This window comes from Streptomonospora nanhaiensis (assembly GCF_026642255.1).
GTDB lineage: Bacteria > Actinomycetota > Actinomycetes > Streptosporangiales > Streptosporangiaceae > Nocardiopsis > Nocardiopsis tropica.
Window position 1 is genome coordinate 2,079,790 of sequence record NZ_CP113264.1, and the last position, 22,677, is coordinate 2,102,466.

Annotated in this window: 18 protein-coding genes; 15 read left to right on the plus strand and 3 right to left on the minus strand. The window is 77.0% G+C overall.

The window, feature by feature from the left end; translation table 11 throughout:
* Positions 1 to 276 precede the first annotated feature (276 nt).
* From OUQ99_RS09160 to OUQ99_RS09190, 7 genes are all read left to right on the plus strand, one after another.
* A complete protein-coding gene (locus OUQ99_RS09160) occupies positions 277 to 1,032 on the plus strand; it encodes a TioE family transcriptional regulator (protein ID WP_267948993.1) in 756 nt (251 codons plus the stop codon).
* 139 nt (positions 1,033 to 1,171) lie between these two features.
* Positions 1,172 to 2,719 carry a histidine ammonia-lyase gene (gene hutH / locus OUQ99_RS09165; protein ID WP_267948994.1) on the plus strand — a complete coding sequence of 516 codons (1,548 nt, stop codon included), beginning with the start codon at positions 1,172 to 1,174 and terminating at the stop codon, positions 2,717 to 2,719.
* 56 nt (positions 2,720 to 2,775) lie between these two features.
* Positions 2,776 to 4,434: a urocanate hydratase gene (gene hutU / locus OUQ99_RS09170; protein WP_267948995.1), complete on the plus strand. Its 1,659-nt coding sequence runs from the start codon at positions 2,776 to 2,778 to the stop codon at positions 4,432 to 4,434.
* Complete coding sequence (locus OUQ99_RS09175; protein ID WP_267948996.1) at positions 4,431 to 5,672, plus strand: allantoate amidohydrolase; 1,242 nt, start codon at positions 4,431 to 4,433, stop codon at positions 5,670 to 5,672. Before hutU ends, OUQ99_RS09175 begins: the two co-directional genes overlap by 4 nt.
* A gap of 68 nt (positions 5,673 to 5,740) precedes the next feature.
* The gene (locus tag OUQ99_RS09180) at positions 5,741 to 7,129 is read left to right on the plus strand and encodes a formimidoylglutamate deiminase (protein WP_267948997.1); all 1,389 of its coding nucleotides are present in this window, start codon (positions 5,741 to 5,743) and stop codon (positions 7,127 to 7,129) included.
* Complete coding sequence (gene hutI / locus OUQ99_RS09185) at positions 7,129 to 8,334, plus strand: imidazolonepropionase (protein WP_267948998.1); 1,206 nt, start codon at positions 7,129 to 7,131, stop codon at positions 8,332 to 8,334. The genes OUQ99_RS09180 and hutI overlap by 1 nt, the downstream gene beginning before the upstream one ends.
* A gap of 198 nt (positions 8,335 to 8,532) precedes the next feature.
* Positions 8,533 to 9,630 carry a GNAT family N-acetyltransferase gene (locus OUQ99_RS09190; protein WP_267948999.1) on the plus strand — a complete coding sequence of 366 codons (1,098 nt, stop codon included), beginning with the start codon at positions 8,533 to 8,535 and terminating at the stop codon, positions 9,628 to 9,630.
* Between the two features lie 160 nt (positions 9,631 to 9,790).
* Here the strand turns inward: OUQ99_RS09190 and OUQ99_RS09195 are convergent, their stop codons facing one another.
* Positions 9,791 to 10,066, minus strand: a complete 276-nt coding sequence (locus OUQ99_RS09195) for a hypothetical protein (RefSeq protein WP_267949000.1) — start codon at positions 10,064 to 10,066, stop codon at positions 9,791 to 9,793.
* A gap of 529 nt (positions 10,067 to 10,595) precedes the next feature.
* On the opposite strand from OUQ99_RS09195, the gene OUQ99_RS09200 reads away from it, so the two are divergent.
* Complete coding sequence (locus OUQ99_RS09200; RefSeq protein ID WP_267949001.1) at positions 10,596 to 11,027, plus strand: DUF485 domain-containing protein; 432 nt, start codon at positions 10,596 to 10,598, stop codon at positions 11,025 to 11,027.
* Entirely contained in the window at positions 11,027 to 12,820 is a 1,794-nt protein-coding gene (locus OUQ99_RS09205; RefSeq protein ID WP_267949002.1) for a solute symporter family protein, read from the plus strand. Before OUQ99_RS09200 ends, OUQ99_RS09205 begins: the two co-directional genes overlap by 1 nt.
* 12 nt (positions 12,821 to 12,832) lie before the next feature.
* Here OUQ99_RS09205 and OUQ99_RS09210 read toward each other — a convergent pair whose 3' ends face one another.
* On the minus strand, positions 12,833 to 13,858 hold the full coding sequence (locus OUQ99_RS09210; protein WP_267949003.1) for a hypothetical protein: 1,026 nt from the start codon (positions 13,856 to 13,858) through the stop codon (positions 12,833 to 12,835).
* A 195-nt stretch (positions 13,859 to 14,053) separates the two neighbouring features.
* On the opposite strand from OUQ99_RS09210, the gene OUQ99_RS09215 reads away from it, so the two are divergent.
* Positions 14,054 to 14,713 carry a DUF1697 domain-containing protein gene (locus OUQ99_RS09215; RefSeq protein WP_267949004.1) on the plus strand — a complete coding sequence of 220 codons (660 nt, stop codon included), beginning with the start codon at positions 14,054 to 14,056 and terminating at the stop codon, positions 14,711 to 14,713.
* Positions 14,673 to 15,632, plus strand: coding sequence for a CRISPR system precrRNA processing endoribonuclease RAMP protein Cas6 (cas6, locus tag OUQ99_RS09220; RefSeq protein ID WP_267949005.1), 960 nt, complete (start codon positions 14,673 to 14,675; stop codon positions 15,630 to 15,632). Before OUQ99_RS09215 ends, cas6 begins: the two co-directional genes overlap by 41 nt.
* A gap of 263 nt (positions 15,633 to 15,895) precedes the next feature.
* Here cas6 and OUQ99_RS09225 read toward each other — a convergent pair whose 3' ends face one another.
* Positions 15,896 to 16,075 (minus strand): hypothetical protein, encoded by a 180-nt coding sequence (locus OUQ99_RS09225; RefSeq protein ID WP_267949006.1) that lies wholly within the window; start codon positions 16,073 to 16,075, stop codon positions 15,896 to 15,898.
* Positions 16,076 to 16,378: 303 nt separating this feature from the next.
* Here OUQ99_RS09225 and OUQ99_RS09230 point away from each other — a divergent pair, with 303 nt between their 5' ends.
* The 4 genes from OUQ99_RS09230 to OUQ99_RS09245 all read left to right on the plus strand — a co-directional run bounded on the left by OUQ99_RS09230 (position 16,379) and on the right by OUQ99_RS09245 (position 22,641).
* Entirely contained in the window at positions 16,379 to 18,283 is a 1,905-nt protein-coding gene (locus tag OUQ99_RS09230) for a hypothetical protein (protein WP_431061493.1), read from the plus strand.
* Entirely contained in the window at positions 18,280 to 18,960 is a 681-nt protein-coding gene (locus OUQ99_RS09235) for a hypothetical protein (protein WP_267949007.1), read from the plus strand. Before OUQ99_RS09230 ends, OUQ99_RS09235 begins: the two co-directional genes overlap by 4 nt.
* Before the next feature lie 82 nt (positions 18,961 to 19,042).
* Positions 19,043 to 21,010, plus strand: a complete 1,968-nt coding sequence (locus tag OUQ99_RS09240) for a hypothetical protein (protein ID WP_267949008.1) — start codon at positions 19,043 to 19,045, stop codon at positions 21,008 to 21,010.
* A complete protein-coding gene (locus OUQ99_RS09245) occupies positions 21,007 to 22,641 on the plus strand; it encodes an RAMP superfamily CRISPR-associated protein (protein WP_267949009.1) in 1,635 nt (544 codons plus the stop codon). The genes OUQ99_RS09240 and OUQ99_RS09245 overlap by 4 nt, the downstream gene beginning before the upstream one ends.
* Positions 22,642 to 22,677 lie beyond the last annotated feature (36 nt).

The following is a 22,677-nucleotide window of genomic DNA, read 5'->3' on the forward strand; positions in this document are numbered from 1 at the left end:
TTGTCCCACGCCCCGCCGTCCCCGGCAGGGGCCGAACGGCCCCGTCCCGCCTCCCGGGTCCCCGGGCGGCGCGGGCCCCGGCGCCGCCGGGCGGGCGCGGACGGCCGGCCGCCGGGGGGCGTGCCGGCTGTCCAGGGCTCCCGCGGCGGTGCGGGACACGGGCGGGAGTCCCCTGGGCCCGACCCCGGGGCCTGCACCCTATCCTTGGAAAACTGTTGAGACCCCGGTCGTCCTCGCCGGACGGACATCCGGCAAAGCCTCGAACCAGGGACCACGATGCGACCATCCGACCTCGCGCACGAGCACGGTATCTCGACCCAGGCGGTACGCAACTACGAGCGGGACGGGTTCCTGCCGCCCGCCGAGCGGACCCCCAGCGGCTACCGGATCTACACCGAGGCGCACGCGGCGGCCCTCCGCGCCTACCTCGCCCTGGTCCCGGCCCACGGGTACCCGTCCGCGGGCAGGATCATGCGGGCGCTCCACGACGGCCGGACCGAGGACGCCCTGGAGGCCATCGACCGGGGCCACCTCCAGCTGCTCCGCGACCGGGAGACCCTCGCCGCGGTGCGGGAGGCGGTCGGCCACCTGACGGGGCGGGCCGATGCCGCTCCCGAGCCGCCGGCGGACACCGGGACCCGCACCGTCGGCGCGCTCGCGCGCCGCCTGGGCGTCACCCCGGCGACCCTGCGCAACTGGGAGGCCGCCGGCATCCTCGCCCCCGGGCGGGACCCCTCCACCGGATACCGCGTGTTCGGCCCGCACGACGTCCGCGACGCCGAGCTGGCCCACCTCCTCCGGCGCGGGGGCCACCCCCTGGGGCACATCGCCGCGGTGGTCGAGCGGATCCGGACGGCAGGGGGCGCCGACACCCTGGCCGGCGCCCTGGAGGACTGGCAGGGCAGGCTGACTGCGCGGGGCGCGGCCATGCTCCACGCGGCCGCCCTGCTCAGCCGGGTCCTGGACGTGCGGGCCCGGGCCGCACGGGGCCGGGCCGAGTCGGGCCGGACCGCGGGGGCGCCGCCCGGCTGAGGACCGGACGCCCCGGAACCGCGCCCGTCCGCCCCGGCCGCGGTCGGCGGAGGGCGCCCGCGCCCGTGCGTCTGAGATGTCAGACGGAACCGCCGTGTCAGCGCTTCACCCGGGGCCGTCCGGGCGGTCCAATGGGGGCATGTCCACAGCAGTTCCTCCCGTCGTCGTCGGCGGCGCCCCGCTCACCCCGGCCCAGGTCCTCGACGTCGCGCGCCACGGCGCCCGCGTCACCCTCTCCGAGGAGTCCCGCAAGGCCGTCCGGCACGGCCGGGAACGTGTCGAGGCCCTCGCCCGGGGCAAGGTCCCCGCCTACGGGGTCAGCACGGGCTTCGGCGCGCTCGCCACCCGCCACATCGCCCCCGACCTGCGCGCCCGGCTCCAGCGCTCGCTCATCCGCTCGCACGCGGCGGGCACCGGGCCCGAGGTCGAGCGCGAGGTCACACGCGCCCTCATGCTCCTGCGCCTGCGCACCCTGGCCTCCGGCAGCACCGGCGTCGAGGCCGCCACCGTCGAGACCCTCGCCGCCCTGCTCAACGCCGGGATCACGCCGGTCGTCCACGAGTACGGCAGCCTCGGCTGCTCCGGCGACCTGGCGCCGCTGTCGCACGTGGCGCTCGCGCTCATGGGCGAGGGCGACGTGCGCGACGCGGCCGGTGAGGCCAAGCCCGCCTCCACCGCGCTGCGCGAGGCCGGGATCCGCCCGGTGGAGCTGGGCGCCAAGGAGGGCCTGGCCCTCATCAACGGCACCGACGGCATGCTCGGCATGCTCGTGCTGGCCTGCACGGACCTGGAGCGGTTGCTCAAGGTCGCCGACATCACCGCCGCGATGAGCGTCGAGGCGCTGCTGGGCACCGACAGGGTGTTCGCCGACGAGCTCCAGCGGCTGCGCCCGCACCCGGGGCAGGCCGCCTCCGCCGCCAACCTGCGCGCCCTGCTGGCCGACTCCCCGATCGTCGCCTCCCACCGCGGTCCCGACTGCAACCGCGTCCAGGACGCCTACTCCCTGCGCTGCGCCCCCCAGGTCGCGGGAGCGGCGCGCGACACCCTCGCCCACGCCCTCCTCGTGGCCGGGCGCGAACTCGACAGCGTCATCGACAACCCGGTCGTGCTCGACGACGGGCGGATCGAGTCCAACGGCAACTTCCACGGGGCGCCCGTCGCCTACGTCCTCGACTTCCTCGCCATCGCGGTCGCCGACACCGCGTCCATCGCGGAGCGCCGCACCGACCGCATGCTCGACGTGTCCCGCTCCCACGGGCTGCCCGCCTTCCTCGCCGACGACCCCGGCGTGGACTCCGGGCACATGATCGCCCAGTACACGCAGGCCGCCATCGTCTCCGAACTGAAGCGCCTGGCCGTCCCCGCCAGCGTCGACTCCATCCCCAGTTCGGCCATGCAGGAGGACCACGTGTCCATGGGCTGGTCGGCCGCCCGCAAACTGCGCCGCGCCGTGGACGGCCTGACCAGCGTGCTCGCGGTGGAACTGCTCACCGCCGCCCGCGCCCTGGACCTGCGGTCGCCGCTGCGGCCCGGCCCGGCCACCGGCGCCGTCCTGCGCGCCGTCCGGGAGAGGGTCGACGGCCCCGGCCCCGACCGCCACCTGGCCCCCGAGATCGCCGCCGTCGCGGCCATGGTCGCCGACGGATCCGTGGTCGGGGCGGCCGAGACCGTCACCGCGCTCGCCTGACCCCGGCGCGGCCCGGCACCGGGCCGCGCCGGCCCACCACGAACGAGGAGCCCCGCATGAGCACCCCGCGTACCGTCCGAGCCGCGCGCGGCACCGCACTGTCCGCCAAGGGCTGGCCGCAGGAGGCCGCCCTGCGCATGTTCCACAACAACCTCGACCCCGAGGTCGCCGAGCACCCCGAGGAGCTGGTGGTCTACGGCGGTACCGGCAAGGCGGCGCGGGACTGGCGCAGCTTCGACCGCATCACCGCCTCCCTGCGCGACCTGGAGGGGGACGAGACGCTGCTCGTGCAGTCCGGTCGGCCGGTCGGCATCATGCGCACCCACGAGTGGGCCCCGCGCGTGCTGATCGCCAACAGCAACCTCGTGGGGGACTGGGCGAACTGGCCCGAGTTCCGCCGCCTGGAGGCCCGGGGCCTCACCATGTACGGGCAGATGACCGCCGGGTCGTGGATCTACATCGGCACCCAGGGCATCCTCCAGGGCACCTACGAGACCTTCGCCGCCGTCGCCGCCAAGAGGTTCGGCGGAACGCTCGCCGGGACCATCACCCTCACCGCGGGCCTCGGCGGCATGGGGGGAGCGCAGCCGCTCGCCGTCACCATGAACGACGGCGTGGCCGTTGTGGTCGAGTGCGACGGCAGCCGCATCGACCGCCGCATCGAGCACCGCTACCTCGACGTGCGCGCCGACGGCCTCGACCACGCCCTCGACCTCGCCGTGAAGGCGCGGGACGAGCGGCGGCCCCTGTCGATCGGCGTGCTCGGCAACGCAGCCGAGGTGTTCCCCGAACTCCTGCGCCGCGGTGCCCCGGTCGACGTCGTCACCGACCAGACCTCGGCCCACGACCCGCTCGCCTACCTGCCCGCGGGTGTCTCCGTCGAGGACTGGAAGGACCTGGCCCGGGCCGAGCCCGAGGAGTTCACCCTCCGGGCGCGCGAGTCCATGGCGGCGCACGTGGAGGCCATGGTCGGCTTCCTCGACGCGGGCGCAGAGGTGTTCGACTACGGCAACTCCATCCGCGACGAGGCGCGCGAGGGCGGGTTCACCCGGGCGTTCGACTTCCCCGGGTTCGTGCCGGCCTACATCCGCCCGCTCTTCTGCGAGGGCCGCGGGCCGTTCCGCTGGGCCGCGCTGTCCGGGGACCCCGCCGACATCGCGCGCACCGACCGCGCCGTCCTCGACCTGTTCCCCGAGAACGAGCACCTGGCCCGGTGGATCCGCCTGGCGGGGGAGCGGGTGGCGTTCCAGGGGCTCCCCGCCCGCATCTGCTGGCTGGGCCAGGGCGAGCGGGCCGCGGCCGGGCTGAGGTTCAACGAACTGGTCGCCTCCGGCGAGATCTCGGCGCCGCTGGCCATCGGCCGCGACCACCTGGACACGGGCTCCGTGGCCTCCCCCTACCGCGAGACCGAGGGCATGAGGGACGGCTCCGACGCCATCGCCGACTGGCCGCTGCTCAACGCGCTCGTCAACACCTCCTCCGGCGCGTCCTGGGTGTCCGTCCACCACGGCGGCGGCGTGGGCATGGGCCGCTCCCTCCACGCCGGCCAGGTCAGCGTCGCGGACGGCACGGACCTGGCCGCCGCCAAGCTGGAGCGGGTGCTCACCAACGACCCCGCCACGGGCGTCATCCGCCACGTGGACGCCGGGTACCCCGAGGCCGAGCGCGTCGCCGAGGCGCACGGCGTCCGCGTCCCCATGAAGGAGGGCGAGTGAGCTTCGACCGCCTGTGGGCCGACCTGGAGCCCGTGGGACGCGACGCCGGGAGCGGCGGCTACCGCCGCCACACCTGGGCGGGCGCCGACACCGAAGCCCGCGCCTGGTTCACGGAGGCCGCGACCGCGCGCGGGCTCGACGTGCGCGCCGACCGCAACGGCAACCTGTGGGCCTGGTGGGGCGTCCCCGGTCCGGGGGCGGTGGCCACCGGGTCCCACCTGGACTCGGTGCCCGACGGAGGGGCCTTCGACGGTCCGCTCGGTGTCGCCTCGGCCCTGGCCGCCGTGGACGAGCTGCGCGGGCGCGGGGTCGCGCCCGCCCGTCCGCTCGCCGTCACGGTGTTCGCGGAGGAGGAGGGCGGCCGGTTCGGCGTCCCGTGCCTGGGCAGCAGGCTGAGCGCGGGAGAGGTCTCCCCCGAACGCGCGCGCGGGCTCACCGACGCCTCCGGGGTCACCTGGGGGCAGGCGATGGAGGCCGCCGGGCACGACCCGGCGGCGATGGGCGCCGACCCCGGGGCCCTCGCCGACCTGGACGTGTTCGTGGAGCTGCACGTGGAGCAGGGACGCGCACTGGAGGACACCGCGCACCCGGTGGGCGTGGCCTCCTCGATCTGGCCGCACGGCCGCTGGCGGATGGACTTCACCGGACGCGCCGACCACGCCGGGACCACCCGGCTCGACGACCGCAGCGACCCCATGCTGCCCTTCGCGCACGCGATCCTGGCCGCGCGCGCCCAGGCGGAGCGGCACGGCGCCCGCGCCACGGTCGCCAGGGCCCTGATCGACCCCAACGGCACCAACGCCGTCCCGTCCCGGGTCAGCGCCTGGCTGGACGCCCGCGCCGCCGACGCCGCGTCCCTGGAGGCGGTCGTCGACGGGGTCCGCGAGGCCGCGGCGGGCGCCGCACGCGACCACGGCGTGGGCTACGCGATGGACGCCGAGTCCCTCACACCCCTGGTGGAGTTCTCGCACGGCCTCCGCGACCGCCTGGCCGCCGTGGTCGGGTCGGGGGCCCCGGACCCGCGCGTGCCGCTGCTGCCCACGGGCGCCGGACACGACGCGGGCGTGCTCGCCGCCCACGTGCCCACCGCCATGCTGTACGTGCGCAACCCGACCGGGGTGTCCCACTCCCCGCAGGAGTACGCCCGTCCCGAGGACTGCCACGCCGGGGTGCTCGCCCTGGCCGACGTCCTCCAGGACCTCCTCGCCCGCCCCGTCCGCCGGGGCGGCGCCCGGTGACCGGCGCTCCGGGGGCGGTCCCGGGCGGGCCGCCGCGAGCGGGGGGCGCCGCCGGAACCGCTCCGGACATGCCGGGGGCCCGGGCCCCCGCGGCCGGGGGCGGGCCCGCGCCGCGCCGCGTGTGGTGCGAGTGGGCCTGGACCGGTGCCGGGGACGGGAGCCCCGAGTACGGCGTGCTCGTCGAGACCGCCGGGGGCCGCATCACCGCAGTGAGCCCGGGAGCCGTCGCGCCCGCCGGGGCCGAGACCCTCACCGGCCTCACCCTGCCGGGCCTGGCCAACGCGCACTCGCACGCCTTCCACCGGGCCCTGCGCGGACGCACCCACACCGGCGGCGGGTCGTTCTGGACCTGGCGCGAGGCCATGTACCGCGTCGCGGACCGGCTCGACCCGGACACCTACCTGCGGCTCGCCAGGGCCGCCTACGCGGAGATGGCCCTGGCGGGCGTCACCTGCGTGGGCGAGTTCCACTACCTCCACCACGCCCCCGGCGGGACCCGCTACGCCGACCCCAACGCCATGGGCGCGGCCCTGGTGCGGGCGGCGGCCGAGGCCGGGCTCCGCATCACCCTGCTGGACGTGTGCTACCTGTCCGGCGGCCTGGACCCCGGCGGAGCGCACCGGCCGCTGGAGGGGGCCCAGCGGCGCTTCGGCGACGGCGACGCCGCACGGTGGGCCGACCGGGCGGCCGGGTTCACCCCCGTGGGGGACCACGCGCTGGCGGGCGCCGCCGTCCACTCGGTACGGGCCGTCCCCGCCGCGCAGCTGCCCGACGTCGTCGCCTACGCCGCCGACCGCCACGCGCCCCTGCACGCCCACCTCTCCGAACAGCCGGCCGAGAACGCGGCCTGCCTGGCCGCCTACGGCCGCACCCCGGCACGGGTGCTCGACGACGCGGGCGCGCTCACGCCGCGCACCAGCCTCGTGCACGCCACCCACCTCACCGACGACGACGTCGGCGCCGTCCGGCTCTCCGGCGCCACCGTGTGCCTGTGCCCCACCACCGAGCGGGACCTGGCCGACGGCCTGCCCCGCACCGGCGACCTGCTGCCCGCCCCGATCACCCTGGGCACGGACCAGCACGCCCAGCTCGACCTGTTCGAGGAGGCCCGGGCGGTCGAGCTCCACGAGCGCCTGCGCACCCACAGGCGCGGCACCCTGGGAACCGGCGCGCTCCTGCGCGCCGCCACCGCCCACGGGCACGCCTCCCTCGGCTGGGAGGACGCGGGCGCGCTGCGGGCCGGGGCGCGCGCCGACCTGGTCAACATCCCCCTGGACGGCGTCCGGCTGGCCGGGGCCGACCCCGCGCGCGCCGCCGACGCCGTCGTCTTCGCGGCCTCCGCGGCCGACGTGCGCCACGTGATGGCCGACGGCCGCTGGACCGTCCGCGACGGCGTCCACACGCTCGTGCCCGACACCGCGCACGAACTCGACACGGTGATCAAGGAGATCCACTGATGGCCGACGTGCCCGAGAGCATCCTCATCGACGACATCGCCACCCTGGTCACCAACGACCCCTCCCGGGGCCGCGGCGCCGTGGGCGAGATCCGGGACGCCGCCATGGTGGTGCAGGGCGGCAGGGTGGCCTGGGCGGGCCCGCGCTCCCAGGCGCCGGACGCCGACGCGAGGGTCGACGCGGCCGGGCGCTGCGTCCTCCCGGGGTTCGTGGACAGCCACTCCCACATCGTGTTCGCGGGGAACCGCAGCCGCGAGTTCGCCGCGCGCATGAGCGGGCAGCCGTACTCGGCGGGCGGCATCCGCACCACCGTCGCCGCCACCCGCGAGGCCTCCGACGCCGACCTGCTCGCGGGGGCGCGGCGCCTCGTGGGCGAGGCCCGCGCCCAGGGCACGACCACCCTGGAGGTCAAGTCCGGCTACGGGCTCACCACGCGCGACGAGGAGCGCTGCCTGGCCGTCGCCGCCCGGGTCACCGACGAGGTGACCTTCCTCGGCGCGCACGTGGTCGCCCCCGAGTACGCCGACGACCCCGAGGGCTACCTGGACCTGGTCACCGGCCCCATGATGGACGCCTGCGCGCCCCACGCGAGGTGGGTCGACGTCTTCTGCGAGCGCGGCGCCTTCGACGAGGACGCCTCCCGCCGCGTCCTCACCGCCGGGAGGGAGCGCGGCCTGCTGCCCAGGGTGCACGGCAACCAGCTGGGCGAGGGGCCGGGCGTGCGCCTGGCCGTCGAACTCGGCGCCGCCTCCGTGGACCACTGCACCCACCTGTCCGCCGCCGACGTGGAGGCCCTGGCCGAGGCCGGCGGACGCCCCGAGCCCACGGTCGCCACCCTGCTCCCGGGCGTGGACTTCTCCACCCGCCAGCCCTACCCGGACGCACGCGCCCTCATCGACGCGGGGGCGGTCGTCGCCCTGGCCAGCGACTGCAACCCAGGCTCCTGCTTCACCTCCAGCCTGGCCTTCTGCATCGCCGTCGCGGTCCGCGACATGGGCATGACCCCGGACGAGGCGGTGTGGGCCGCGACGGCGGGCGGTGCGCGGGCCCTGCGCCGCACCGACGTCGGCCACCTCGCCCCGGGCGCGCGCGCCGACCTCACCCTGCTCGACGCGCCCGACCACGTCCACCTGGCCTACCGCCCCGGGGTCCCGCAGGTCGCGGCGGTCTGGAAGGACGGGGAGCTGGTCGCCGGACGGCCCTGACCCGGGGCCGCCCGGCCGGACGACGGAGTATGACGCGGGGAGGTCCGGGGCCCGTGAAAAGCCGTCCGAACTCAACGGGCGGCTAACGTCCGCGAAACCTGGGCCGCCCACCCTGGTTCCACGTCGGTGCGCGTCCCGCCGCCGCGGAACAGCGTCGTTCCGGGGCGGCGGGTGCACCTTCTCCCAGGGAGGGCCGCAGTGAGCCTTTGGCGGATCAGGACGGCTGTCGAGGACCGGCCGGGCGGGCTCGCCGGGGTCGTCGGCGCCCTCGCGCGATGCGGCGGGGACATCGTCGGACTCTCCATCCACACGGACGTGTCCGGGGTGGTCGACGAGTTCGTCGTCGACATCCCCGGCGACCACGCCGTCGCCGTCCGGGCGCTCGGCGAGCACTGCCCCACCGGCACGGTCACGGCCGTCCCCGCCCAGAGGCGCGAGGTCGGGGACGACGTCACCCGGGCGCTGCTGCTCACCGCGAGGCTGCGGTCGCACCCCAACCGGCTCCCCGACGCCCTGGCCGAACTCCTGTCGGCGGACGGGGCCCACTGGACCAACCTGACCCGTGTCGAGGAGGCCGCCGATCCGGCGGGCACCGCCATGCTGGTGCCCGTCGGACCGCTCCGCGGGGTCCTCGTCCGGCGGCGGTCGCACGCCTTCACCTGGACGGAGTCGAGCCGGGCCGAGGCGCTGGTGCGCTCGGTGATGCCCTCGACCGGGCCGGTGCCCACCGACCGGACCGTCCGTACCGCCGGGGGCGAGGAGCTGTCCCTGCGCCAGGTGCGCGAGGCCGACGCGCCCGCGCTGAGCGGCCTCCACCGGCGCTGCTCGGCGGAGACCGTGCGCAGCCGCTACTTCGCGGGGATGGCGGAGCTGAGCCCGTACATGCTGAGGGTGTTCTGCGACCCCGGGCGCGGGCTCACCCTGGCGGTGCGCCCCCGGGGCGGGAAGGACCCGGTGGCCCTGGGCCACCTGATGTACACCCTCGACCCGGGGGTCGGCGAGATCGCCTTCCTGGTGGAGGACGCCTGGCAGGGGCGCGGGGTGGGCACCGCCCTGGCCCGCGAGCTGACCGTGATCGCCGCGGACTGGGGCCTGGCCGAGGTGCGGGCGGAGACCGCGCTGGCCAACGCGGGGATGATGCGGATCATGCGGCGCCTGGGCGCCTCCGTGCGGGGCCACGGGGAGGGCGGCCCGTACGTGCAGGCCAGGGTCCCGGTCGCCGAGGCGCTGCAGGGGGGATCGGGCGGGGCCGCGCGGCACGGAGGCAGGCTCGCCCGGCTGATGGGGCAGGGCTGAGCGGTCCGGCGGGCGCCGGCCGCGCGCGGCCCGCGTGTCCGCGGGGCCGCGAGGACGCGGGGGCGGCGACCACCGGGGGTGTCGCCGCCCCCGCTCGCGGTTGACGCGATGAGGTGTCTCCTGGGGCACGGGAGGACCGTTCCCCGGAGGTCTCCTGCTGCTACTCGCTGTCGCTGTCCGCGGCGTCGTCGCCGTTCCCGGAATCCTCGGTGGAGGCGGGGGAGGACTTCTTGGTGACGCGGCGCTTCTTCACCGGACGCGAGTAGTCGACGAGGGGCTCCAGGCGGGCTTCGTGCTCCTTGAAGCACTCGCCGCAGGCGTCGACCTCACGGACGGCGCCGTCCCAGGCGAACTGGATGACCTCACTCGCCTCGACCTTCTCCTCGCGGACGGCGTGGGGATCGCAGTACTTGCGCGTGAAGACCTCGGTGACCACGGCGGGGATTTCCCTTCGGTATCGCGTGAATGTGCGGACCCCTTAATCATACACCTGTACGAACGCGGAAACCGGCTGAACGCCGGGGTTCCGTCATGGGTTCGGGGTCGCCCCGAAGCCTAGCGAAGACCGGCGACATATGCGTCAACGTGTGGCGCGAGTGCCCCCGGTGACCAGCGGGTCCGCGTGGTGCGGGAGGGGCTGTGATCCCGGTCGCGCGGGGCCGGGGGCGGTTCGGGCGCCGCCGCCGCGACCCGGGAAATGGCTCCGGGGCGATATGGGGCCGGGTGATCGACTTCTCTCTTCTTCGTCCGATTTCTCGTGCCGGCGCGCCGGAATTCCGGGAAGTGGATGTGCGAATTCGGTGAACGCGGAGTGGTGCGCGTGGCTAGTGTGTTGCCGATCCGGAGCGGGCCGCCCAGCGGGCGGAGCCGTCCCGGAAAACCGGTGGGGGGAGCACGCGGGGTGCGCACCGGCGAATGGCGGGTCCCGCGGGGAGCGGGCGCGGTCGAGGAACGGGGGGAGCGCCGTGGTCGAGTACATGGAGGGCGCGTACCGGGGACGTGTCGGGGACCGGGGGGAGGACTTCGGCGACCGTGAGGGCAGGTCGGAGGCGGATCGGCGCCGTGCGCGCGCGGAAGCGGCGCACGCGTGCGAGCGCATGTCGGTCGATCCGGGCTTCGTGAAACTCCGAAGGGGATTCACGCTCCAGGCGGTCCTGCTGGTGTCGTCATTCCTTCTCGGTTACCTGTCCTATCTGCTCCTGTCCGCGTACGCGCGCGATTTCATGAGCATCGAGATCGTGGATTCGGTCAACGTGGCACTGGTCATGGGAATCGGTCAGTTCCTTCTCACGTTCGTGCTCGCCTGGGTGTTCAGCCGTTTCTCCGACCGCTCCCTCGACCCGCTGGCGCAGGAGATCCGCGACCGGGCCCGCGCCGACGCCGCGGCGGTGCGCTGATGCCCGCCGCGGCCGACCCCTCCGCGGGAGCCGCGGTCGGCGCCGTCACGGGGGACGGCGCCGTCCGCGCACAGGCCCTCGCCGACGGCACCGCGGTCGTGCCGGGGGGCGTGCTGGAGGGCCAGTTCGGCATCGCCCACGCGTGGACGATCGGCCTGTGCGCCCTCTTCGTCCTGGTCACCCTCGCCGTCGCCGTCCGCGCCAGGCGCACCACCCGGGGCGCGGTCGACTTCTACGCGGGCGGGCGCGGGTTCTCCAGCACGCAGAACGGGCTGGCCCTGACCGGCGACTACCTGTCGGCCGCGTCCTTCCTGGGCATCGCCGGGATGATCGCCCTCCAGGGCTACGACGGGTTCCTGTACTCCATCGGCTTCCTGGTGGCCTGGCTCCTGGTGCTGCCCATGGCCCAGCTGATGCGCAACACCGGCCGCTTCACCATGGCCGACCTGCCCGCCTTCCGCATGCGCCGGATGCGGGTGCGCCTGGCCTGCGCCGTCTCCACCGTCACCGTGTGCGTGTTCTACCTCGTCGCCCAGATGGTCGGCGCGGGGGCCCTGGTCGCCGTCCTGCTCGGACTGCACGACGGCGGGACCTTCCTGGGGATGGACGCCGGGCAGGCGCGCACCGGGGCGATCGTGCTCGTCGGAGTGCTCATGATCGCCTACGTCGTGTACGGGGGGATGAAGGCCGCCACCTGGCTCCAGATCATCAAGGCGGTCGCCCTGCTGGGCGCAACCGGCCTGCTCACGGCCCTCGTGCTCGCCCTGTTCTCCTTCGACCCGCGCGCCCTTCTCGGCGGGGCGGCCGAGGCCAGCGGGCACGGGCAGGCGTTCCTCGAACCCGGTCTGCGCCTCGGGGTGGAGGTGCCGGGCGACCCGGCCCGGACCCTGTTCAACAAACTCGACCTGATCAGCCTCGGACTCGCGCTGGTGCTCGGCACCGTCGCGCTGCCGCACATCCTCATCCGCTTCTACACCGTCCCCGACGGCCGCTCCGCGCGGGCCTCCGTGCACCGCACCATCGTCATGGTCGGCGTCTTCTACCTCATGACGCTCGCGCTGGGGTTCGGCGCCGCCGCCCTCGTGGGCACCGACCGCATCCTCGCCCTCGACCCGTCCGGCAACACCGCCGTGCCGATGCTCGCCGAGGAGGTGGGACGGCTGACCGCGGGCCCCGTCGGCGCCGCCGTGCTCCTCGCCCTGATCTCCGCCGTGGCGCTGGCCACCATCCTCGCCGTCATCGCGAGCCTCACCCTCGCCTCCTCGTCCTCCATCGCGCACGACCTGTTCGGCCACGTCCTCATGTGGGGGAGGCCCAAGGAGACGCAGGAGGTGGGGGTGGCGCGCCTCTCCGCCTGCCTGGTCGGCGGGGTCGCCATCGTGCTCGCCGTCCAGGCCCAGGACCAGAACGTGGCCTTCCTGGTGGGGCTGGCCTTCGCGATCGCGGCCGCCGCCAACCTCCCGGTCATCGTGCTCACCCTGTTCTGGCGGCGCTTCAACACCCGGGGCGTGGAGTGGGGGGTCTACGGCGGACTGTCGGCCACACTGCTGCTCATGCTCCTGTCCCCGGTCATGTCCGGCAGGACCGACCCGGTGACCGGCGAGAACCTCTCCGTGCTGCCCGCGGGGATCGACGTCCAGGTCTTCCCCATGGAGAACCCGGCCCTGGTCGCGGTGCCGATCGGCTTCGCGTGCGCGATCGTGGGCAGCCTGCTCTCGGCCGAACGCAACACCGCCAGGTTCACCGAACTCCGCGTGCGCTCCCTGACCGGCTGGGGCGCCGACCAGGGCTGAGCGGCCCGCGGGTCAGCGGGAGCCTCCCCGGGGGCCCGCGGCGGCCAGGGCCGCGGCCAGGTCGTGCAGCAGCTCCGGCAGGCGGGGCGCGTTGCGCGCGATCCGGTCCCAGGCGAGGGCCGTCCGGTCGAGCCGCTGCCGGGTGGTCGGCTCGCCCGTCCCCAGCCTGGCGGCGCGCCGTTCCGCCCGCCGGAACGAGGAGACGGCCGCCCACACGGCCGCCGACACCACCGGTCGGAAGACCCCCTTGCCGCGCACGTCCAGCACCGCCTCCACCGACCAGCGGCCGTCCGCCCCGGCGGTCGGCGCCAGCCAGGCGTCGACCTCGGCGACGGCGTGGCGGGCGCGCAGGCGGGCCGGACGGCCGCCGCCCCGGCCGGAGACCGCCGAGTACCAGTCACCGGTGGAGAACCGGAACTCTCCCGACGCGGACCGCAGCCAGGCGCCCCTCCCCGGCAGCTTCACCTCGGCGGCCCAGGTCAGCAGGCCCGCGGGCGCGTCGTGGGTGACGGTCCCCCAGGTGACCGGCGGTTCGGTTCCGCCGACCGCGTCGGGCATGCTGAAGTCCACGGAGGAGGTGCCCGTCTCGTCCCAGGCGGTGACGGTCAGCCCGGTACCGCTCCACCCCTTCTCCTCGTCGTCGGCGGGTTCGACGGGCACGCCCTCGGGGGAGAGCTCGGCCACGAGGTAGTGGCTCCGGGGCGCGAGGTGCCGCCCGGTCTGCAACTGGAGGGCGAGCTCCGCGGCGGTCACCTCCAGTTCGTCGGCCTCCGCCTCCGTCCGGGGGGAGCCCTCGCGCAACCGCGCGGCGGCGTCGCGCCGCTCCTCGCGCAGCTCCTCGGCCGACTCCCGGTCGACCAGCCCCAGCTCGTCCGCCCGCGCCACCAGGCGCTCCCACGACTCCGGGTCGGGGGGGAGCAGCCATCCCCGGCCGTCGAACCGGCAGCCCCGGGCGACCTCGTGCAGGGCGGAGACGATCCGCCCGACCACCTCCCGGTCCACTGCGGTGATGTCGAAGGTGTGGCTCAGGCGGGGCACGGCGTCTCCGGTGTCGTGGGCGGTCGGCGGGGCGCGTCGCGTACGCCTGCCAGCGTACGCACCCGGAGCGCCCGCCGGGGCACGGGAGGCGCCGGCCGGTCCGCCGGGGCGGCGCGCGGTCCGCCCTCCCCGGACCACGGGCGGCGGACGGGACCGCGCTTGCGGCGGCGCACCGGCGGCGGCAGGCTGGACACCATGACCGAGTACGTCGCACTGCTGCGCGGGATCAACGTCGGCGGTCACCGCCGCATCGCCATGGCCGACCTGCGCGCCCTGCTGGAGGACCTCGGGTACACCGGCGTCGCCACCTACGCGCAGAGCGGGAACGCCGTCTTCGGGGGAGGGGACGCCGACCCCGCGGAGGTGGCCGAGACGGTGCGGAACGGCATCAGGGACGTGCTCGGGCACGACGTCCCCACGGTGGTGCGGACCGCGGCCGGGATGCGCGCCGCGGTGGAGGCGAACCCGTTCGACGTCCCCGACCCCTCCGGGTTCCTCGTCCTCTTCTGCGCCGGCGCGGTGGACGCGGACGCGCTGAACGGGATCGACCCCTCCCGCCACCCCGGGGAGCGCATGGCGCTGGTGGGCGACCAGGTCTACACCTGGCACGAGGACGGGATCAGGTCCGCCGTACTGCCGGACCTCGTGGTCCGGCACGTCGACGGGACGGTCACGAGCCGCAACTGGCGGACCGTGCTGCGCCTGGTGGAGATGGTCGGGGACCGGGAGCGGGCCCGGCCCGCGACTGTCCGAGAGAAGTCCTCGGTGAACCGAGGACGGCGCGCACCGGACGCCGTCACGACCACGCGAAGGGGTGGTGCCCGTGCCGAGACGGTGGACCGTGATCCTGCGTGACCTGTCGGACACGGCGCGGCCGATCCGGCCCGAGGACTGCCACGGCCTCCTCAACCGGTGGTGGCCGCAGCCCCCGGAGGAGCACGCGGCGGCCAAGCGGTGGTCCATGAACGGGTGGCCTCGCCCCCTGGGCGACCGCCTGTACCACTGGACCCTGACCTGGCTCGACGACGAGGTGCCGCCCTCCCTGGACCCGGAGGACCTGGTCGGCGACCCGCAGCGGATCGGCGACCACCTGCTGGTGCCCCTCTCGGTGACGCGCACGCACGAGCGCACCTACGCCCAGATGCTCGTCGAGCCGCGGGGCCCGTCGGCGGTGCGCGCCGCCGAGGTGCGCAGCCGGACCCCCGTCGTCATGACCACCCGCGACGCCACGGGCGAGCGCATACCGCACATCTGGCCCAGCCCGCGGCGGCTCTTCGGAGCCGTGCACCGCTCGGGCGGCGGGATCGTCGGAGGCAGCGGGGCCGTCGGCGCCGTGGCGCGGTTCGCGCCGCCCGCCCTCGCCGAGAACTGGCTCGAACTCGTCCTGGGCGGCATGGCCCAGGTGCGCCGCACGCCCCTGCCGGGGGAGGAGGTGCGGCTGGCGGAGCACCACCACGCCGAGAACCGCACCGTCCTGGGCTGGCACGGCGGCTTCAGACTGGAGATGGCCGGCGGCGACCGGCGCCACGCCGACGCCTTCGCCGCGCTCCTCGAACTCCTCGAACTCGCCGGTGTCGGCAAGTACACCGCCCAGGGCTTCGGCTCCGTGCGCGTGGACACGGTCACCTGCGGCCGGCCGTTCGCGGAGGCGCCTGTGTCCCGCGCGCGCAGGATGCCGAACCGGGTGGCCCGGCGCACCCCCCAGCGGGTGGGGGACGCCCACGTCCGCGCCGTCGCCGAGGCCGAGGAGTTCGGCGGCACGCTGTTCGACTGACCCCCAGACCGCCGGTTCCCGCCCGAGGACGGCGGGCGGGGACCGGTGCCCGACCAGGTCCGGCCGCGCCGGCTCCCACCCCGTGGACGGGGGTGGGAGCCGGCGCCCCCTCCCCGCCGTGTCCCCGGCGTTCGCGTGTGCCGGCGCCCCTTCCCCCGTGCCCCTGCCGGTCGCGTGTGCCGGAGGCCGCTCCCGCAGGCGCCGGGGCCGCTGCCCGGCCGGGCAGCGGCACGGTCCGCGGCGCCGTCCGGCCCCGCGCCGACTCAGGTGTGCGGGGCCCCTCCCTCCGGCGCCGTCCGCCCGGTGTCCCGGTCCCGGAGCGCGCGGGCCAGCCCCCGCAGGTGCGGCACGAGCTCGCGGGGGACGAGCTCGGGCGCGTCCGCGGAAGGGGCGTGCGGGTCGCGGCCGCGCAGGGCGATCGTCTCGGACGTGTGCGGTGCCATGGGGAGACCTCCGTGCCGGGGAAGGGCGGTGCACCCAGCTCTCTCGGACAGAGCCCCGGTCCCGGGCGGGCCGACGGCCCCCGGAGGGGCGGTCCCCGGGTCCGGCACCACCACGCGGTCGAGCCCCGGCGTCGACCGCCCCCGGAGGAGCGGCCCCCGGGCCCGGGTGGTAACCGTGGTCTCTCACGGCCGGTGGAAGGCGGGCACCGTCCGAGAGGAGTCCCCGGGAGGCGGCCCCGCGCGGCCCGCGCCCTCCCCTCCCCGCGCCCTTCCCCGCACCCGCCGACGAGGAGACCCGACACGGTGACCCCCGTTCCCGCACCGCACAGCCCGCCCGGCGCCGCCCCGGACGCCGGGGGGCCGCCGCCCAGCGGTGTGGTGGTCGGCGTCGACCTGCGCGGCATCCAGGCCTACGTGTACAGCGGGCGCCGCATCCTGGACGCGGTGGGACGGGCGGCGCTCGTCGCCGAGCTGACCGACACCTCCGACGCCGAGCACGGCATCGCCGACCTGGTTCCCCCCGGCTGCGTGGTCCTGCGCGACGCGGGAGGGGCGCTCACGGCGGTCTTCCCGGACGCCGCGGCCGCGCGCCGGTTCACGGCCCGCTACACGCGGCGGCTGCGCGACCGCGCGGGCGACCTGACCCCCGTGGTCGCGCACGTCCCCTACGGCGCGGCGGAGGCCGCGGGCCCGGGGGCGCCGGCGGACGGCGGGCCGGGCGCCGCGGCGGCCCCCGCGCCCGTCGCCGGGGTCGACGCGGCCCTGGCGGTCCTCCCGCAGCGGCTGCGGGAGGCCAGACGGCACATGTCGGCGCTGCACACACCGGCCCACGGGTACGGCATCACCGCGGTCTGCTCCGTCAGCGGCGGCCCGGCCGAGACGGTGGACAGCAGCCGGGCCCAGGACGACCACCCCGACGTGCACGAGCGGGTGACCGCCGACGTCGCCAGGGCCCGCGGGATCGGCCGCCGCTGGCACCGCGCCCACAGCGCGGACTGGCTGGCCGGAGCCGCCACCGCCACCGGCGCGCCCGCGCTCGCGCTCCCGATGGAGGTCGACCGGCTCGGCCGCGACCACGGCGAGGTCAGCAGGATCGCGGTGGTCCACATCGACGTCAACGGCCTCGGGATCATCCTGGGCTCCTACCGCGAGCGCGCGGGGGACCCCCGCGTGCCCGGCTCCGGGGCGATGGCCCAGCGCCTGCTGTCCGGACGCATCGCCGGCCTCACCGAGGGACTGGCCCGGGTCCTGGTGCGCGCGGTGGCCGCCACGGTGCGGGCCGAGCCCGGTCGGGCCCCCGTCATCCCGGGCGCCGGCGCCGCCCGGCCCGTCACCCTCCACCACGTCCCGCCCGGCCCCGTCCGGATACCGGTGCGCCCCATCGTGGTCGCCGGGGACGACCTCACCGTCCTGTGCGACGCACGCCTGGCCCTGAGCCTGGCCCGCTACGCGCTCGACTGGCTCGACGCCGACCCCGAGCGGATCGGCGACCCCCACGACCCCCGGGTGGCGCTGCACCGCGCGCTCGCCGGGGCCCACGGCGGACCGGCGGGCGCGGGCCGGACCGTGCGCCGCCCCGACGGGGGCGGGCACACCACCTTCGTGCCCACGGTCGGGGTGGGGATCGCGGTCCAGCCGGTCGGCGCGCCCCTCTCCCTGGGCTACGACCTGTGCGAGGCGATGTGCCGCAGGGCCAAGGAGCACAGGGTCGCGCTCGCCGAGGCCGACCCCGGGGCGCCGGACGAGCACGCCGTCGCCTGGACGACGCGGTTCGACGGCGTCGACCGGGTCCTGCGCCGCCTCGACGGCGCCCGTCTGGCGTCCGTCCCCCGCACCGGGCTGCCGTTGACCGGGACCGGGTTCGCCCGCTTCCTCGACCGGTACCTGTCGGCGTCCGCCCCCGGCAGCCTGCTCGCGGAGGGGGACGCCCGGCGGCGGAGCTGGCTGGTCTCGTCCCTCGTGCCCCTGCTGGAGTCGGGCGCCGACCCCGGCCCCGAGCTCGCCCGCCGCGCCCGTGTGACCGGAGGCCCCGTCGGACTCCCCCGGGAGTGGACCCCCGGCGCGCTGCTCGACGCGGTCGAGGTGATGGACCTGTACCTGGACCCCGGGCTGGCGGCGGCGCTCGAGCCCCACCGGCCCCGGCCGCGGGGGCGGGCGGGTTCCGGCGGCCCGCACCCCCCGGCTCCGCCGGGGGGTGCGCGGACGTGAGCCCGCCGGACCGCATCGTCGTGCGTCTGGCCTCCCCCGCCCTGTTCGTCGGCGCGAGCGCGGACGGGACGGGCGCGGACACGGACGTGGTCACCGACGAGCACGGTCTGCCCTACCTGCCCCGCCACCGCCTCGCGGCCAGGCTGCGCGCGGGGGCGGCCGACGCGCTGGGGGCGGCCCCGGAGCTGGCCGCCGCGTGCGACGAGGTGTTCGGCCGGAGGCGCTCCCACGGCGCGGACCGGATGCTGCGGGTGGGCCACGCCGTCCTGGGAGAGGACGTCCGCTCGGCGGTCGCGCGCGCCCTGGCCGGCCGGGACGAACCCCTGCGCTCCGTCCTGCGCCGGGCGGTCACGGACGCGTACACCGCCCTGGAGTCGGGGACCGCCGTCGGACCGGACGGGGCCCCGGAGCCGGGGAGGCTGCGCACGAACCGGGTACTCCTGCCGGGGCCGACCCTGTCCGCGACGCTGACCTGGGCGACCGCCCCCGGAGAGGCGCACTGGCGGCTGCTGGCCCGGGCCTGCCTGGCCACCACCCGGATCGGGCTGAGGACCACGCGCGGACGGGGCCGGGTGGACGTGCGCCTGGCCGGGGCGGACGGGGACCCGCACGCGGTCACGCTCCGCCTGGCCGCGCCGGTGAGGAAGGGGCCGGACCGGGAAGGGGTACGTGTGTGAACACCGGCCTCCTCCAGGACGCGTCCCGCGGCCGGCGCCCCGCCCCCGCGGCGGGCACCGCGCCGCCCGCGGGGGTGGGTGCGTGAACCCGCTCCCCGCCACCGGTTACCTGCCGCTGCGCTACGTGCTCACCGACACCCTGGCGGTGCGCACCTCCCTCGACCCGCTGCGGATCGACTCGGAGCACTCCATCGGCGGGCGCGCCCAGCGCGGCATGCTCGCCGCCGCGCTCCGGCGTGCCGGCCGCGAGCGCGAGCTGCTCGACTGGGTCGCCCGCGGCGACCGGATCCGCTTCGCCCCCGCCTACCCGCGCCTCGAACCGGGGGCCGACCCGGGCCTCCCGGCGGACTCCGCGCCGGCGCGGGCGCTCGTGGCCTACCCGGCCCCCGCCCACCTCTACACACCGGGCAAGAACGGCGACACCACCGTCGACGTCTTCGCGGGAACCGACCCCGCCACCCCCTACCGGGCCGTTCGCGGCCACGTCACCCTCGACCGCTCCCTGCGCGCCGCCGTGCGCACCACCGCCGAGCAGTACCTCGGACGGTCCCGCACGGGCGACCGGTCCCAGGGGGTCCCCTTCTTCGCGACCACCGTCGACCCCGGCCAGGTCTTCGAGGCCCGCTGGCAGCTGCTCGCCGCCGACAGCGGCTCCCTCCGCGACCTCGCCGAGCGCGTCGCCGAGGTCCTCGACGAGGCGGACGGCACCCTCACCCTCGGCTCCGGCGGCACCCGGGCCCACGGCGGCGTCAGCGTGGCCCCCGCGGACCCGCACCGGCTGCTGTCGTCCGACCGGGTCGCACACCCGCACACGCGCCACTGGCCCCCCGGCGCCCCCCTCGACCTCCTGCTGCTCTCCCCGGCCCTGCTGGTCGGCGAGGAGGGCCAGTCCAGCCCGCGGGCGCTGGTGCCCGCCGTGCTCGACCTCCTCGCCCGCCGCCTCCCCGGCTCCGGCGCCAGGGTGCTCGCCCACCACGTGGAGGCCGGGCTGCTCGGCGCCTACCACCGGGGCTACCGAGGGCCGATGGCGCAGCGGTGGGCGGCCGTGCCGGGTGCGGTGGTGCGCCTGCGACTCGACGGCGGCCTGACCGCCGACCAGGCCCGCGACCTGGAGGCCCACCCGCTGGGCGAACGGGTGGTGGACGGCCACGGCCAGTTCACGCTCCTCCCGGTCCCGCCGGGCGGGCCCCGCCCCCTCGCGCCGACCGCCGTCCCGCTCGCGGCGGCCCCGTCCGCGGTCCGGCCCCCCGCGCGTGTCCCGCCCCCGCCGGCGCCCACCGGGGCGGTTCCTGCGGCTCCTGCGGTCCCGGAGGTTCCTGAGGTCCTTGAGGCCCCAGTGGTTTCTGCGGTCCCGGCGGTTCCGGCGGTTCCGGCGGTTCCGGCGGTCTCGGCGGTCCCTGTGGTCCCGACCGCCACGGGCGGGGAGGGCGGGCTCGAGGAGCTCTACGACGAACTCCTGTGGAACGCCGCCTCCCGTCCGGTCCGCGATCACGCACGCTCCCTCGCCCGGGACTCCGCCCGGGGGCTCGCCCCCCTCACCCCCAGCCTGCTCGGACGCCTCCGCGAGGTCGTGGGCCACCCCCACCGCACGCCCGAGGACGCGCTGACCGCCCTGGGCCGCACCGTCTCCGGCCGTGCGCGCGGCCGGGCCGACCGGGCGGGCACGCACAAGGCCCTGCACGACCGCGCCGTCCGCGCCCTCGCCGGGGCCCGGCTGTCCCGGCCAGGCCGACCCGGTCCCGTCTCCGTGCAGTCCTGGCTCGGAGCCCTGGCCGACGGTGGCGCGGCCGCCGCGTGGTGGCGCGACAACAGGCCCGAGCCCCCGGACAGCCCCGCCTACTCCCGGGCACTCGCCGCCGTCGACCTCTCCCTCACCGACGGCCTGCCGCCCCGCGACCACCCCAGCGGGCTCTCCTCCCGTGCCCGCGTGTGGGAGCGCCGGGCCGCTCCCCGCCTGGCACTGCTCCTCGCCTCCTCCTGGCTGTCCGAGGCCGGAGTGGTCCTGCGGGCCGCCCAGGAGGGCCGCCACGATCCTGGGGGAGGCGGTTGAGCACCCGCCCCGCCCGCCCCGGGCCGCTCTGGGAGATCGCCGTCCGGCTGTGCCTGCTCTCCGACACCCACATCGGCGCGGCCCGGGCGGTGCCCCGCCACGCCGCGGAGGGCGACGTCGACCTGCGCGTGGACCGCGACCCCCGCACGGGCGTGCCCCGGCTGCGCGCGACCACCCTGGCGGGCCTGCTTCGCCACGAACTCGCGGCCCGCACCGAGGACCCCCGCAAGGTGAGCCGGCTCTTCGGGGCGCCGGAGTCCGGGCCCCCGCCCGGCGGGGAGCCGGACGCGCCCGCGGCGAGCGCCCTGGACGTCGACGACGCCGCCGCCGAGCTGCCCGAGGGCACGACCGTCGCCGTCCGCGTCGGCACCCGGGTGGACCCGGCCTCCGGTACCGTCCGCCCGGGGCACATGTGGCAGTGGGAGGTGCTGCCGGCGGGCACCGTGTTCACCGCCCACATGCGGCTGCGCGTGCCCGCCCCCGCCGACGAGGAGCTCCTGCTCGACCTGCTGGTCCTGGCCGCCGACGGGTTCTCCGGGGAGGGCCCCGGCATCCGCGTCGGGGGGCGCACCGGACGCGGCCACGGCGCCGTCCGCGCCACGCACTGGACCGCGGAGCGGCACGACCTCACCGACGAGCGCGCCTGGTTCGCCTACCACGCCCGGTCCTGGGCCGACCGCTGGGAGCGCGGGGCCGCGGCGCTCGCGGACGCCCCCGCCGAGCTGTCCACCGCGCTGGCCGCGCGGCTGCGCGCCCACGGGCGGGCGGCGGCGGCAGCCCGTCTGGAGGCACGCCCCGCCCGCCCCGACCGGCGCCACCGCGCCGAACTGCGCCTGACGCTGGCCGTGGCCGAGCAGCCCGAGCCCGCCGGACCGCCGCCGCGCAGCCCCCGCCCCGGCCTGATCATGGTCGGCGACGTGCCCGCTCCCGAAAGGCTCGGGACCGTGGACCGGGCACACCGCCACCGCCCGGTCGTGTCCGACGCCGACAAGGCCTCCGTCCGCCTCGCGCCGGTGCTCGGGGACACCGCCCTGTTCGCCCTGTTCAAGAGGATCGGGGGCAGGCTGGTCCGGGACGCCGCCGAGCACCTCGGCGCGGAGGGGGCCCGGTGGCAGGAATGGCACGCCCACTGGTGGGGGGCGGACACAGGGCCCGGGGGCGCGCGCCCGCGCCCCTCGCGGGTGCGCCTGAGGGCGGCCCCCCATCTCAGGGGCGGCGCGCACCTGACCGCCACCCGCCTGACCGTGGACTCCCTGTTCGGCGACGCGGTGGAAGGGCGGGTGTTCACGAGCGACCTGCACTGCGGCGGCAGCGGCGAGGTGGTCCTGGACGTCCGCGACCCCGACGACGCGGTGCGCGGCCTGCTCGTGCTCGTCGTGCGAGAACTGGTGACGGTCCCCTTCGACACCCTCGGGGCCGGAGCGGGGAGCGGGAACGGACGCCTGACCGCGACCCGGGCCGCCCTCACCACCTGGACCGGTGACGGCGGGCCGCCGCACCGGGTGGACCTGCTCACGGCGCTCTTCGCCCCGGGCAGCGCGGAGGCGGCCACCGCACGCGGGTGGGTGTCGGCCCTGAGGAGCCGGCTCGCGCCGGGGGGCGGGACGGCGCGGGCAGGCGGGGAGCGGTGAGGCCGGGGCACGGGGCGGGGACGGACGACGGGACGG